Consider the following 12,211-nt stretch of genomic DNA (forward strand, 5'->3'; position numbering starts at 1 on the left):
GGCGGCCACCATGCTGCATAGGACGGCTCTTAAGACATGGTGCGGCTGCGGAAAACCCGCACCCATCCACATAATCCCCAAAGCGCATAAAAAAGGGGCGCTCCCGATCCCGGAAGCGCCCCCTTTCTGTTTAGGACTGACCGCCGCTTAGTAGCGGTAGTGATCCGGCTTGTACGGACCCTCGACCGGAACGCCGATGTAATCGGCCTGCTTCTGGCTCAGCTTGGTCAGCTTGACGCCCAGCTTCTCCAGATGGAGCGCAGCGACCTTCTCGTCGAGATGCTTGGGCAGGACGTACACGTCGTTCTTGTACTTGTCCGCGCCGGTCCACAGCTCGATCTGTGCCAGCACCTGGTTGGTGAACGACGTCGACATCACGAACGACGGGTGGCCGGTCGCGTTGCCCAGGTTCACCAAACGGCCCTTGGACAGGATGATGATCTTCTTGCCATCGGGGAACTCGACCTCGTCGACCTGCGGCTTGATCTCGGTCCACTTCATGTTGTTGAGGCCAGCGATCTCGATCTCGCTGTCGAAGTGACCGATGTTCGACACGATCGCCATGTTCTTCATCGCGCGCATGTGATCGACGGTCAGCACGCCTTCGTTGCCGGTCGCGGTGACGAAGATGTCGGCGCGGGTCGCGGCCTCTTCCATCGTCACGACTTCAAAGCCTTCCATCGCCGCCTGCAGTGCGCAGATCGGATCGACCTCGGTGACCAGCACGCGCGCGCCGCCATTGCGGAGCGACTGCGCCGAACCCTTGCCGACATCGCCGAAGCCGGCGACGCAGGCGACCTTGCCGGCCAGCATGACGTCGGTCGCGCGACGGATCGCGTCGACCAGCGATTCCTTACAACCATAGAGGTTGTCGAACTTCGACTTGGTCACGCTGTCGTTGACGTTGATCGCCGGGAACGGGAGCTTGCCCTTCTTCGACAGCTCATACAGGCGATGCACGCCGGTGGTGGTCTCTTCCGACACGCCCTTGATCGCGGCGACGGTCTTGGTCAGGTAGCCCGGGCGATCGGCCAGGAAGCGCTTGAGCGTCGCGACGAAGATTTCCTCTTCCTCGTTCGACGGCGTGAACAGCTCTTCACCCGCCTCAACGCGCGCGCCCCACAGCGCGAACATGGTGGCGTCGCCGCCATCGTCGAGGATCAGGTTGCAGGTCTGGTCCTGACCCCAGTCGAAGATGCGGATCACGTAGTCCCAATATTCCTCAAGCGTCTCGCCCTTGATGGCGAACACCGGGATGCCGGCGGCGGCAATCGCGGCGGCGGCATGGTCCTGGGTCGAATAGATGTTGCAGGTCGCCCAGCGCACATCGGCGCCCAGCTCGACCAGCGTCTCGATCAGCACGGCGGTCTGGATCGTCATGTGCAGCGAGCCGGTGATGCGCGCACCCTTGAGCGGCTTGCTCGCGCCGAATTCCTCGCGCAGCGCCATCAGGCCCGGCATTTCGGTTTCGGCGATGTCGATTTCCTTGCGACCGAAATCGGCGAGGCTGAGGTCCTGAATGACGTAATCGGTCTTGTCGAGCGCGGTGGCCACGATCTTTCTCCGGCTAATGAACGGTGTCGCCGCAGCATGCCCGCGGCTCTGCGCGCGCCCCTAGCCGATCAGCGTGCGATGTGCAAATGAAACATAAAGATATCTTTATATGTCCTTTACGAAGTTATGGCGCATCGCGTACCAATATGGGTGCGCGGATCTCCGTCCGGATGCGGAATCCCATCGCTTCATAGAGCGCGACAGTGCGGATGTTGCTGGCATAACAGTGCAGGAATGGCGTCTCGCCCCGCGCCAATATTGCTTGAGCAACATGCCGCGTCAGATGCCCGGCCAGCCCGCGACCGCGCCAGTCGGGATCGGTGCACACGGCGCTGATCTCGGCATAGCCCGGCATCCGCATCCGCTCGCCCGCCATCGCGACCAGCTGTCCATCGACACGCACGCCGACAAAGCCGCCGAGGCGATGGCTGTGGCGGACATATGGCCCCGGTTCGGTGCGCATCGCCAGCGCGAACATCGCATCACCATCGGCTTCGCCCAGCGGCGCGATCACCGGCGGCGTGCGGTCGGCGGTGACCAGGGTGTCGAGCACCATCTGCACCGCCAGCCCCTCCCGCGCCACCCGCGTTCCCTGTGGCGCAGGGGCAGGCTCACGCTCAACCAGCCACAACTCGCCATCCTCGGGCACAAGGTCGGCGAGCGCGGCAAGGCTTTCGGGCGAGTCATCCGCCGCCGCACCGAACAGGCCAACCGCTCGGTCAATCCGCCACGCGGCGGGGCTGCCTTCGGCGAGATGAGTCCAGCCGCTCGTCAGCGCGGACCAGATCGGGCGGTCGAGGGGGTGGTTCATGCCCCGCTCCTGCCCCGTCTCGCGTCCGCTGTCAGCCCGATAGGTGCGCGCAATGCGATCAGGCCGTCCCCGCGCCGCTCGACAACAGCCGTGGATCGATGCCGGCGCGGGCGAAGCTGCGTTCCCAGCGGCGATCGGCAGTGTTGTCGTACAGAAGCGCCGCGTCGCCCGGAACGTTGAACCATCCGTGCCGCGTCATCTCTTCGTCGAGCTGCCCCTCGGCCCAACCGGCATAGCCGAGCGCGACGATCCAGCGCGACGGGCCGGTCCCGTCGGCAATGGCGCGCAGCACGTCGACGGTCCCGGACAGCGCCCAGCGCCCGGCGACATCGATCGTGTCCTGTCCGCCCCAGTCGGTCGAATGCACCACGAATCCGCGTCGCGGCTCGACCGGGCCGCCATAGTGGACCGGTGCATCCGGCGCGACACCCGGATCGATCTCGAATTGCCCGAGCAGTTCGTGAAAGCTCAGCCCTTCGATCTCATGGCCAATCCCCACGCCCAGCGCGCCCTGATCGTCATGCGCGCACATCGCAATCACCGCGCGCTCGAACCGCGGATCGCCTATACCCGGCAAAGCGAGCAGGATCTGCCCGGTCAGAAAGCTGCTATCGTCCATCGCGCGTCAACATAGGCGCATGGCTTGCACTCCGCCACGCTTGAAAATCCCGACAACCATGCCACTTGGACGGCAAGCCGCAGTTCCGCGGAGAGAGAGGAAACCCAGATGACGATCCAGATCGGCGAGCGCATTCCCAGCACCACCTTCGTCAAGGCGACCGAAAGCGGGCCTGAGCAGGTCAGCTCGGACGAGTATTTCGCGGGCCGCAAGGTCGCGCTGTTCTCGGTCCCCGGCGCGTTCACCCCGACCTGCTCGGCGCGCCACCTGCCCGGCTATGTCGAGAAGGCCGAGGAGCTGAAGGCCAAGGGCGTGGACGAAATCGCATGCACTGCGGTCAATGACGCGTTCGTGATGGGCGCGTGGGCGAAGGGCGCCGATGCCGGCGACATCGCCATGCTGTCGGACGGCAATGGTGCCTTTGCCAAGGCGGTCGGCCTCGAGTTCGATGGCAGCAAGTTCGGCATGGGCACGCGCGGCCAGCGTTATTCGATGCTGATCAACGACGGCGTGGTCGAACAGCTCCACGTCGAAGCACCGGGCGAGTTCAAGGTCAGCTCGGCCGAGCATCTGCTCGAGAATCTCTGACGCCATGGGGTCTTGCCCGGATTGACGATCAACCGGGATCGGAAGACTAACCGTTTCAGTCGCGCGCCGGTTTACCGTTGACGGTGGAACCGGTGTGCGGCGAAGCTGTTGTCACTGTGGAAGGGAGACCCCGAAATGACCACCGAGACCAAGCCCGCCGCCACTCCGGCGACGACCGAAACCGCCAGCGAGGACACGCTGTTCAGCCAGGCCAAGGAAGCACTTTCCGACGCCGGTGAGACGATCGGCGATGTTGTCGACGATCTGGTGGAAGCGGCCAAGAAGAACCCGGTCGCGACCGCCGCGATTGCTGCAGGCGCGGCCGCCGCAGTTGCGGGTGCCGCATTCGGCATCAGCAAGCTGCTCGACAAGGACGACGACGCGAAGTGACGCTTTGCGGCACGTCGATCCCCGCGATCGGCGTGCCGCGAAAGCGACATCGCCTCCTTCGTCGACTGCCCCATCGACGCTTGCCAATGTCATCGCGGCAAATTAGCCGTTGAAGATGACACAAGCAGAAACAATCGTCGCCGAACTGGATCGGCTGCACACCGCCTCCGTCACCCGCCTGCGTGAGGCCCTCGATCTCTATCTGACCCAGGGGATCGCCCCGGATCCGCAGCACCGTCACGACGGCAGCTTCGCCTATCCCGAAATCCGCGTCCGCTACCGCAACGAGGTCGATCGCCCGACCCCTGCCCGCAGCTTTGGCCGCCTCGTCGAGCCCGGCGACTATGCAATCAGCGTCACTCGCCCCGCGATGTTCGCCGATTATCTGATCGAGCAGTTGACGCTGCTGATCGAGGATTATGACGTCGAGGTCACCGCGACCACCGGACGACAGGAAATCCCCTTCCCCTACGTCATCGACCCCAGCCATGTGCTGAAGATGGATCAGGTGTCGGTGCTCGAACTCGCGCGGCATTTCCCCGCGACCGAGCTGGCGCATATCGGCGACGAGATCGCCGACGGCAGCTGGATCAGCCAGGATGGCACCCGCCCGCTCGCGCTGTTCGACGCACTGCGCACCGATTTCAGCCTCGCGCGGTTGCGCCACTATACCGGCACGCCGACCGAGCATGTGCAGCAGTACATCCTGTTCACCAACTATCATCGCTATGTCGATGAATTCGTCAGCTGGGCGGCGGAGCAGGTTGGCGAAGGCAGCCGCTTTACCGGCGTGTCCGGCCCGGGCGGCATGATTTTCAAGGCTGGCGACGATCCCGAAATGCTGCTGACCGACAGCGCGTGGCGGCGTCACCAGATGCCGGCATGGCATTTGATGGCCGAGGACGGCAGCGGCATCACGCTGGTGAACATCGGCGTCGGCCCGTCCAACGCCAAGACGATCACCGACCACCTCGCTGTGCTGCGCCCGGAGGCATGGTTGATGATCGGCCATTGCGGTGGCCTGCGCCCGAGCCAGCGCATCGGCGACTATGTCCTCGCCCATGCCTATCTGCGCGACGACCATGTGCTCGACGAGGTGCTCCCGCCGGAAATCCCGATCCCTGCCATCGCCGAAGTGCAGCAGGCGCTCGCCCGCGCGGCGGAGACGGTATCGGGCCAGTCGGGCGACGAGCTCAAGCGCCGCCTGCGCACCGGGACGATCGTCACTACCGACGACCGCAACTGGGAACTGCGCTTCTCGCGCTCGGCTCTGCGTTTCTCGCTCAGCCGCGCGGTCGGGGTGGACATGGAGAGCGCGACGCTCGCCGCACAAGGCTATCGCTTCCGCGTTCCCTACGGCACGCTGCTGTGCGTGTCGGACAAGCCGCTGCATGGCGAACTCAAGTTGCCCGGCCAGGCCAACCGCTTCTACGAGCGCGCGATCGCCGAGCATCTCAAGATCGGCATCGAAACCTGCGAAGAATTGCGGCGCGAGGGCGCAAAGCTCCACAGTCGCAAGCTGCGCGCGTTCAATGAGCCGCCCTTCCGGTAAGTTCGGGCCGAACACGCGCTTTTCATTGACGCGGGAAACCGATTTGCCTCAGGTTGGTTACAGACACGAAACCACTGGAGTTGCGTGATGGCGAAAGCCCCGACCACATCGAACGACGCCGACACCCCGACCGAAGCCAAGGCCGCTGCCAAGCCACGCAAGGCGGCAGCGAAGCCTGCGGCTAAGGCGGGGGAAGCGAAGGAAGCCGTCCCGGCCAAGGCGCCAGCGAAGGCCAAGGCTCCCGCCAAGCCCAAGGCTCCGGCAAAGCCCAAGGTCGCGCCCAAGCCAGCCGCTGAGGCGCCCGTCGCGATCGAAAAGCCCTCTACGCCGGCCACGGCACCCGCGCGCAAGCCTGCTACCGCCAAGGCTCCGGCCGCCGCTGACAAGGCACCGCCCCCACGCCGCTCCGCCGCGACGCGCAAGCCGGCCGCGAGCGCCAAGCCACGCGCATCGACGCGCAAGACTGCAACCAGCAGCCGCCCGCGCGCCGCGGTCGAGGCGGCCGCAGCCAAGGTCTCGTCGGCAGCCCAGAGCGCCGCGCAAACCGTCACCGAATCCGCCCCCGTGCAGTTCGTTGCCGAGACGCGTGAGAAGATGGGCGACCGCAACTTCTTCGCGACCGTGATCGGCGGAGTCGCCGCGATCGGCGCAGCCGTCGCCGGCATCTTTTACGCGGTGCAAAAGGGTCAGGGCGGCCCCAGCGACGCCGACAAGTCGAAGGACAAGCCGGGCAAGTAACCCCCGCGCTCTCGCCATCGAAAATGGGCCGCCGCGAGATCCTCGCGGCGGCCCTTTTCGTTACCAGCCGGTCGGCTTGCCCTTGTTCTGCTCGTCGAGCCACGTCTTCAACGGCGCGAAATATTCGACCATCGCCGCGCCCGACATCTCGCGGCTGCCGGTGAACGCCTCAAGCGCGTCGGGCCAGGGCTTCGAAGCGCCCATCTCCAGCATCGCGTTCAGCTTCGCGCCGACCTCCTTATTGTCATAGAAGGAACAGCGGTGGAGCGGCCCGGTCCACCCGGCTTGATCGCACGCCGCCTTGTAGAACTGGAACTGCAGCAGTCGCGCGAGGAAGTAGCGGGTGTACGGCACGTTCGCCGGGATGTGATATTTCGCACCCGGATCGAACTTGGTCTCATCGCGCTTCACCGGCGGGGTGATGCCCTGATATTGCAGACGCAGCGCATCCCACGCGCCCTGATAGCCGGTGGCCGGGATCCCGCCGGAGAACACACCCCAGCGCCATTTGTCGATCAGCAGGCCGAACGGCAGGAACGCGACCTTGTCCATCGCCTGACGCAGCAACAGCCCGGTGTCCTTGTCCGCGCTCGGCACCTTGCTCTCATCGAGCAGGCCGATCGAGACGAGGTAATCCGGCGTGATCGACAGCGCGACGAAATCGCCGATCGCCTCGTGGAAGCCGTCATTGGCGCCGTTGCGGTACAGCAGCGGCTTCTTGTTATAGGCGCGCTGGTAGTAATTGTGACCCAGCTCATGGTGGATCGTGACGAAATCGTCGCCATTCACCTTGATGCACATCTTGATGCGAAGATCATCGACATTGTCGAGATTCCACGCCGACGCATGGCACTGCACCTCGCGGTCGGCCGGCTTCACGAACTGCGAGCGCTTCCAGAACGTCTCCGGCATCGGCTCAAGCCCGAGCGAGGAGTAGAAGCCCTCGCCAGTCCTGACCATCTTGATCGCGTCATAATCCTTGGCGACGAGCAGCTCGCCTACATCAAAGCCGAGATCGCCCGACCCCGCCGGCGCGACGACGTCATAGATATTGCCCCATTCCTGCGCCCACATATTGCCGAGCAGGTCGGCACGGATCGGCCCGGTCTTCGACTGGACCGCGTCGCCATATTTCTCGTGCAGCTTCCACCGCACATAGGTGTGCAGCGACTCATAGAGCGGCTTCACCTCGTTCCACAATTTGTCGGTGAGCTTCGCGAACTCCTCCGGCGGCATGTCGTAATTCGACCGCCACATCGCGCCGACATCCTTGAAGCCCAGCTCGCGCGCGCCTTCGTTCAGCAGCCCGGCGGAGCGCTGATAATCCTGACGCTGCGGCGCGCCGACAGTGTCGTGCCAGCTGGTCCACATTTCCTTCAGCTCATCGGGGTTGCGGCTGGTGCCCATCGCCGCCTCGATGTCGCTGCCGTTCAGCGGCTTGCCGTTCAGCGTGCCCTTGCCGGTGCCATAGACCGTCTGCATGTCGGTCTGCAGCTTGGCGAGCGCCGACGCCGCACCGTCACGCGTCGGCGCGGGCGAGGTGATCGCGCTGCGCAGGATGTCGAGCTGGCGCTTGGTGTCAGGCGACAGGCCCTTCGCCTTGTCATATTTCGCCGCTTCCAGCGCAAACTTCACCGCCAGTTCGGTACCCTTGGCACCGCTCTTGGCCACCAGCGCCGACGTGTCGTCGTTGATATAGGTCGCATACAGCCACTGGATGCGCGCATCGTCGATCGAGAATTCCTCGAACTCCTTGGTCGCACGCGCCACGAATGCGTCGGCTTCGGCCGCCGTCGGGGTCGCCGCCTTCTGGCTCTGCGCAAAGGCCGGGGCCGCCAGCAACACGGCAAGCGCGATCGTCGAAATTCCGGTGCGGATCATCAATCCCTCGATTGGTTGAATGTGAATGGGGGAAGAGTGCGCCTGCCCTCCGATGGGGTCAAGCAGTCAGAAATGTTACGATCGCGTCGCCAAGCTCGGGCCGCGTCACCGCGCTCATGTGATTGCCCGGTATTTCGACGAAGCGCGCATCGGGGAGCATCGCGGTGAGGCCGGTGAACGAGCCCACTTCGTCATCCTCTGCCCCCGCCACAACGAGCACCGGCACGTCGAGCATCGCCACCGCTTCGGGCGGCGTATCGACAAAAGTGTCGAGGATGCCGAGCAGCGCCTTGGGATCGCCGCCGGTGGTCTTCAGGAACGCCTGCGCCATGAACTCCCGGTCCCCGCGCACGAAACTGCCAAAGCCGGTCAGCACGCTGCGGAAATGGCCGACGCGGCGCCCGGTATCGGTCACGCCCTCATCGCCCAGCCCGGACAGCACCACACGGCGCGGCGCGGGTGCAATCCCGCGCGCCAGCACGCGAACAATCGTCCGCGCGCCGAGCGAATAGCCGCCGAGATCATAGTCGGTTAGCCCCAGATGCGCGATCAGCGCCTCCGCGTCGCTCGCAAGCGCGTCGGGCGGATAGGCCGCAGGATCGTGCGGCTTCGCACTCTCCCCGTGCGCGCGCAGGTCCGGCATGATGACCCTAAAGCCCGCGGCGACCAGCTTCTCGGCGGTGCCATATTTGATCCAGTTGGTGTCCGCGTCAGAGAAAAAGCCGTGGATTAGCAACACCGCCCGCCCCTCGCCCATCTCGCGCCAGGCCAGCCGCTGGCCATCGAACGTCTCAAAAGTCTCGGTCATGCCAACCCTGATGCACCGAATTGGCCCCGCGCGAAACCCGCGCCGGTTGCGTTGCGTGCAATCGCATAGGTCGCAGATCGCAACCTATAGCGCTGGCTTTCTATAAGCATGCTTATTATATCGCCGCTTATGACCGACTCACTCGGATTTTTGATCAGCGACGTGTCCCGCCTGCTCCGCAAGCGCTTCGACGAACGCGCACGGCTCATCGGCGTCACCCGCCAGCAATGGCGGACGCTCAGCGTGCTCAAACGGCATGAGGGCAGCAATCAGGGCATGCTCGCCGAATTGCTCGAAGTTGAACCGATCACGCTCGGCCGGATGATCGACCGGCTCGAAGAAGCCGGCTGGGTCGAGCGCCGCCGCGATCCGGGCGACCGCCGCGTGTGGCGCATCCACCTGACCGAAGCTGCCCAGCCGATCCTGCTCCAGCTCAAGACCATCGCCGACGCGCTGTTCGTCGATGCCGCCGTGGGGATCAGCCCCGACGATCAGGTCCAGCTCCACGCGCTGCTCGAACAGCTCCGCGCCAACCTCAACCCCGACCAGTCCAACGAGGCCGCGAATGGCTGAAGCCGATCCCCGCATCGAAACCGCCGCCGAGCCCGCACTCGCGGAAAAGCCGCGCCGCAACCTGCTGCGCCCGCTGCTGATGTTCGGCGTGCCGCTGCTGGTGATCATTGCCGCAGCGATCGGCTGGGCAATGTCGGGCGGCACCGTCTCGACCGACAATGCCTATGTCCAGCAGGACAAGGTGTCGGTGGCGAGCGACGTCGCCGGGCGGATCGTCGAGGTGGCGGTGAAGGAGAACCAGACCGTCAAGGCCGGCGACCTGTTGTTCCGCATCGACCCCGAACCCTATCGCATCGCACTGGCGCAGGCGGACGCCGCGATCGCCAATGCGCAGGTTCAGGTGACGACGATGCAGGCCAGCTATGTCGGCACCGGCGCCGATATTCAGGCCGCCCGCGACCGCATCGCCTCTGCGCAGGAGGATTATAATCGGCAAAAGGCGCTGATGGACCGCGGCTTCACCACCCGCGCGCGCTTCGAACAGGCGCAGCATTCGGTCGAACAGGCGCGCGCAAGCTATCAAAGCGCAGTTGCCGAAGCCGACGAGGCGCGCGCCAAGCTGTCGAGCGGCAGCGCGGTACCCGGCGTCAATCCAGCCATCGCGGCGGCACGCGCGCAGCGGGCCAAGGCGCTGCTCGACCTCGAACGCACCGCGCGCCGCGCGCCGGTCGATGGCGTGGTCAGCCAGGCGGACCGGCTCCAGGTCGGGCAGATGATGATGTCGGGCCTCCCCGCCGTCACTTTGGTCCGCTCGAGCGGATCGTGGATCGAGGCGAATTTCAAGGAAACCGACCTCGCCGACATGCGCGTCGGCCAGCCCGCCGAAGTCCGCTTCGACGCCTATCCGGGCCTGAAACTGAGAGGCCATGTCGCGTCGATCGGGTCGCAGACCGGCTCGGAAACCTCGGTGCTTCCCGCCCAGAACGCCAACGGCAACTGGGTCAAGGTCACCCAGCGCGTCCCCGTCCGCATCGCGATCGACGAAAAGAGCCAGCGCCAGCTGATCGCCGGCCTCTCCGCCGAAGTGACCGTGGACACGAGCAAGTAATCTGCGCCCGATGGCCAGCGCCGCATCCCCCGCCGCCGTCCCTGCCCCGCCACCGGCGGGTCAGGCAGCGCTGCCCGTGCGCAACAAGGGGCTGCTGACGTTTGGCGTGATGCTGGCGACGATCATGCAGATCCTCGACACCACCATCGCCAACGTCGCGCTGCCGCATATGCAGACCTCGCTCGGCGCGACGGCGGATACGATCACCTGGGTGCTGACCAGCTATATCGTCGCCTCGGCCATCGCGATCCCGATCACCGGCTGGGTCTCCGACCGGATCGGCTCGCGCAACCTGTTCCTGATCTCCACCATCGGCTTCATCATCGCCTCTGCGCTGTGCGGTGCGGCGCAGAGCCTTGAGCAGATGGTGCTGTTCCGCGTGCTTCAGGGCATCGCGGCGGCGTTCATGAATCCGCTCTCCCAGACCGTGATGCTCGACATCAACCGCCCGCAGGATCAGCAAAAGGCGATGGCGGTGTGGGGCATGGGCATCATGATCGGCCCGATCCTCGGCCCCGTGCTCGGCGGCTGGCTGACCGAGAATTTCAACTGGCGCTGGGTATTCTACGTCAATCTGCCGCTTGGGCTGATCTGCCTCGTCATCCTGTGGTGGCTGTTGCCCAGCCGTCCGGTGCGCAAGCGCGCGTTCGACCTGTTCGGCTTCTCGCTGCTTGCGGTCGGTATCGGCGCGCTTCAGCTGATGCTCGATCGTGGCCAGCATGCTGACTGGTTCTCATCCCCCGAAATCTGGATCGAGACGCTGGTCGCGGGCACCGCGCTGTGGATGTTCATCGTCCATATGACGACCGGCAAGAACCCGATGTTCGAGCGCAGCCTGTGGAAGAACCGCAACCTCGTCACCGCGCTCGCCTTCATGCTGGTGGTCGGCGTGGTGATGATGGCGACGATGGCGCTGCTCCCGCCGATGCTCCAGACGCTCTATGGCTATCCGGTGGTCGACACCGGCCTGTTGCTGATGCCGCGCGGCGTCGGCGTACTGATCACCATGGGGCTGTCGGCGCGGCTGGTCGCGCGCGGGGTCGATCCGCGACTGCTGGTCGGCACCGGCTTTGCGCTCGCCGCCTGGTCGCTGTGGGACATGACGACCTGGACGCTGCAGATGGGGTCGACGCCGTTCATCGTCTCGGGCTTGGTTCAGGGGCTGGGCATGGGGATGATCTTCATGCCGCTCAACGGCATGGCCTTCGCCACCCTCCCCGCGCACCAGCGGACCGAAGCGGCGAGCCTGACCAACCTCTCGCGCAACATCGGCGCGTCGATCGGCATCTCGCTGGTCACCACGATCCTCGCGCGCGGGACCCAGGTCAGCCACGCCGACCTCGCCCCGCACATCACCGCCGAGCGGCTGCAGACACTCGACCCCGGCCTGCTCGCCAATCTCGGCGGCCAGACCGACACGCTGCTGGCGATGGCGAATGCGGAAGTGACACGACAGGCGGCGATGATCGCCTATCTCAACGACTTCCACGCGATGATGATCGTCACCGCAGCGTCAATCCCGCTGGTGCTGTTCCTCAAGCGGCCCAAGGCCCCGATCGCAAATGATCCGGCGGCGGCTGGCCACTGACGACCGGATGCCCGGCGACCGTTCTATAGTTGACCGAACCAGATCGATTTTTGCCAAGGTC

General features: G+C 65.2%; 12 protein-coding genes. 7 read left to right on the plus strand and 5 right to left on the minus strand.

Annotated elements, in window-relative coordinates; genetic code table 11:
- Positions 1-147: 147 nt before the first annotated feature.
- From ahcY to VGN66_RS16740, 3 genes are all read right to left on the minus strand, one after another.
- Positions 148-1,554 (minus strand): adenosylhomocysteinase, encoded by a 1,407-nt coding sequence (gene ahcY, locus VGN66_RS16730; protein WP_327519923.1) that lies wholly within the window; start codon positions 1,552-1,554, stop codon positions 148-150.
- Between the two features lie 124 nt (positions 1,555-1,678).
- Entirely contained in the window at positions 1,679-2,365 is a 687-nt protein-coding gene (locus tag VGN66_RS16735) for a GNAT family N-acetyltransferase (RefSeq protein ID WP_327519924.1), read from the minus strand.
- 58 nt (positions 2,366-2,423) lie between these two features.
- Positions 2,424-2,984 carry a YqgE/AlgH family protein gene (locus VGN66_RS16740; protein ID WP_327519925.1) on the minus strand — a complete coding sequence of 187 codons (561 nt, stop codon included), beginning with the start codon at positions 2,982-2,984 and terminating at the stop codon, positions 2,424-2,426.
- Between the two features lie 108 nt (positions 2,985-3,092).
- On the opposite strand from VGN66_RS16740, the gene VGN66_RS16745 reads away from it, so the two are divergent.
- The 4 genes from VGN66_RS16745 to VGN66_RS16760 all read left to right on the plus strand — a co-directional run bounded on the left by VGN66_RS16745 (position 3,093) and on the right by VGN66_RS16760 (position 6,252).
- Positions 3,093-3,572 carry a peroxiredoxin gene (locus VGN66_RS16745; protein ID WP_224920240.1) on the plus strand — a complete coding sequence of 160 codons (480 nt, stop codon included), beginning with the start codon at positions 3,093-3,095 and terminating at the stop codon, positions 3,570-3,572.
- A gap of 135 nt (positions 3,573-3,707) precedes the next feature.
- A complete protein-coding gene (locus tag VGN66_RS16750) occupies positions 3,708-3,962 on the plus strand; it encodes a hypothetical protein (protein ID WP_224920241.1) in 255 nt (84 codons plus the stop codon).
- A 115-nt stretch (positions 3,963-4,077) separates the two neighbouring features.
- On the plus strand, positions 4,078-5,514 hold the full coding sequence (locus VGN66_RS16755; RefSeq protein ID WP_327519926.1) for an AMP nucleosidase: 1,437 nt from the start codon (positions 4,078-4,080) through the stop codon (positions 5,512-5,514).
- Positions 5,515-5,601: 87 nt separating this feature from the next.
- Positions 5,602-6,252, plus strand: coding sequence for a hypothetical protein (locus VGN66_RS16760; protein ID WP_327519927.1), 651 nt, complete (start codon positions 5,602-5,604; stop codon positions 6,250-6,252).
- A gap of 60 nt (positions 6,253-6,312) precedes the next feature.
- Here VGN66_RS16760 and VGN66_RS16765 read toward each other — a convergent pair whose 3' ends face one another.
- Together VGN66_RS16765 and VGN66_RS16770 are read right to left on the minus strand one after the other, a co-directional pair.
- Complete coding sequence (locus tag VGN66_RS16765; RefSeq protein ID WP_327519928.1) at positions 6,313-8,133, minus strand: M2 family metallopeptidase; 1,821 nt, start codon at positions 8,131-8,133, stop codon at positions 6,313-6,315.
- Positions 8,134-8,191: 58 nt separating this feature from the next.
- Positions 8,192-8,941, minus strand: coding sequence for an alpha/beta fold hydrolase (locus tag VGN66_RS16770; RefSeq protein WP_327519929.1), 750 nt, complete (start codon positions 8,939-8,941; stop codon positions 8,192-8,194).
- A gap of 129 nt (positions 8,942-9,070) precedes the next feature.
- On the opposite strand from VGN66_RS16770, the gene VGN66_RS16775 reads away from it, so the two are divergent.
- Genes VGN66_RS16775 through VGN66_RS16785 form a run of 3 tightly spaced genes read left to right on the plus strand, consistent with a single transcriptional unit; the run spans position 9,071 to position 12,150 of the window.
- Complete coding sequence (locus VGN66_RS16775; protein ID WP_327519930.1) at positions 9,071-9,514, plus strand: MarR family transcriptional regulator; 444 nt, start codon at positions 9,071-9,073, stop codon at positions 9,512-9,514.
- Positions 9,507-10,562, plus strand: coding sequence for an HlyD family secretion protein (locus tag VGN66_RS16780; protein WP_327519931.1), 1,056 nt, complete (start codon positions 9,507-9,509; stop codon positions 10,560-10,562). The genes VGN66_RS16775 and VGN66_RS16780 overlap by 8 nt, the downstream gene beginning before the upstream one ends.
- Positions 10,563-10,572: 10 nt before the next feature.
- Positions 10,573-12,150, plus strand: coding sequence for a DHA2 family efflux MFS transporter permease subunit (locus tag VGN66_RS16785; protein ID WP_327519932.1), 1,578 nt, complete (start codon positions 10,573-10,575; stop codon positions 12,148-12,150).
- Positions 12,151-12,211: the final 61 nt, after the last annotated feature.

Origin of the sequence: Sphingomonas sp., assembly GCF_035998645.1 — a bacterium.
Classification (GTDB): domain Bacteria; phylum Pseudomonadota; class Alphaproteobacteria; order Sphingomonadales; family Sphingomonadaceae; genus Sphingomonas.

Bases quoted from the DNA above. Each gene is read 5' to 3' on its own strand.
- VGN66_RS16735 (WP_327519924.1), bottom strand. From the start codon at position 2,365: ATGAACCACCCCCTCGACCGCCCGATCTGGTCCGCGCTGACGAGCGGC.
- VGN66_RS16740 (WP_327519925.1), bottom strand. From the start codon at position 2,984: ATGGACGATAGCAGCTTTCTGACCGGGCAGATCCTGCTCGCTTTGCCG.
- VGN66_RS16745 (WP_224920240.1), top strand. From the start codon at position 3,093: ATGACGATCCAGATCGGCGAGCGCATTCCCAGCACCACCTTCGTCAAG.
- VGN66_RS16750 (WP_224920241.1), top strand. From the start codon at position 3,708: ATGACCACCGAGACCAAGCCCGCCGCCACTCCGGCGACGACCGAAACC.
- VGN66_RS16755 (WP_327519926.1), top strand. From the start codon at position 4,078: ATGACACAAGCAGAAACAATCGTCGCCGAACTGGATCGGCTGCACACC.
- VGN66_RS16760 (WP_327519927.1), top strand. From the start codon at position 5,602: ATGGCGAAAGCCCCGACCACATCGAACGACGCCGACACCCCGACCGAA.
- VGN66_RS16765 (WP_327519928.1), bottom strand. From the start codon at position 8,133: ATGATCCGCACCGGAATTTCGACGATCGCGCTTGCCGTGTTGCTGGCG.
- VGN66_RS16770 (WP_327519929.1), bottom strand. From the start codon at position 8,941: ATGACCGAGACTTTTGAGACGTTCGATGGCCAGCGGCTGGCCTGGCGC.
- VGN66_RS16775 (WP_327519930.1), top strand. From the start codon at position 9,071: ATGACCGACTCACTCGGATTTTTGATCAGCGACGTGTCCCGCCTGCTC.
- VGN66_RS16780 (WP_327519931.1), top strand. From the start codon at position 9,507: ATGGCTGAAGCCGATCCCCGCATCGAAACCGCCGCCGAGCCCGCACTC.
- VGN66_RS16785 (WP_327519932.1), top strand. From the start codon at position 10,573: ATGGCCAGCGCCGCATCCCCCGCCGCCGTCCCTGCCCCGCCACCGGCG.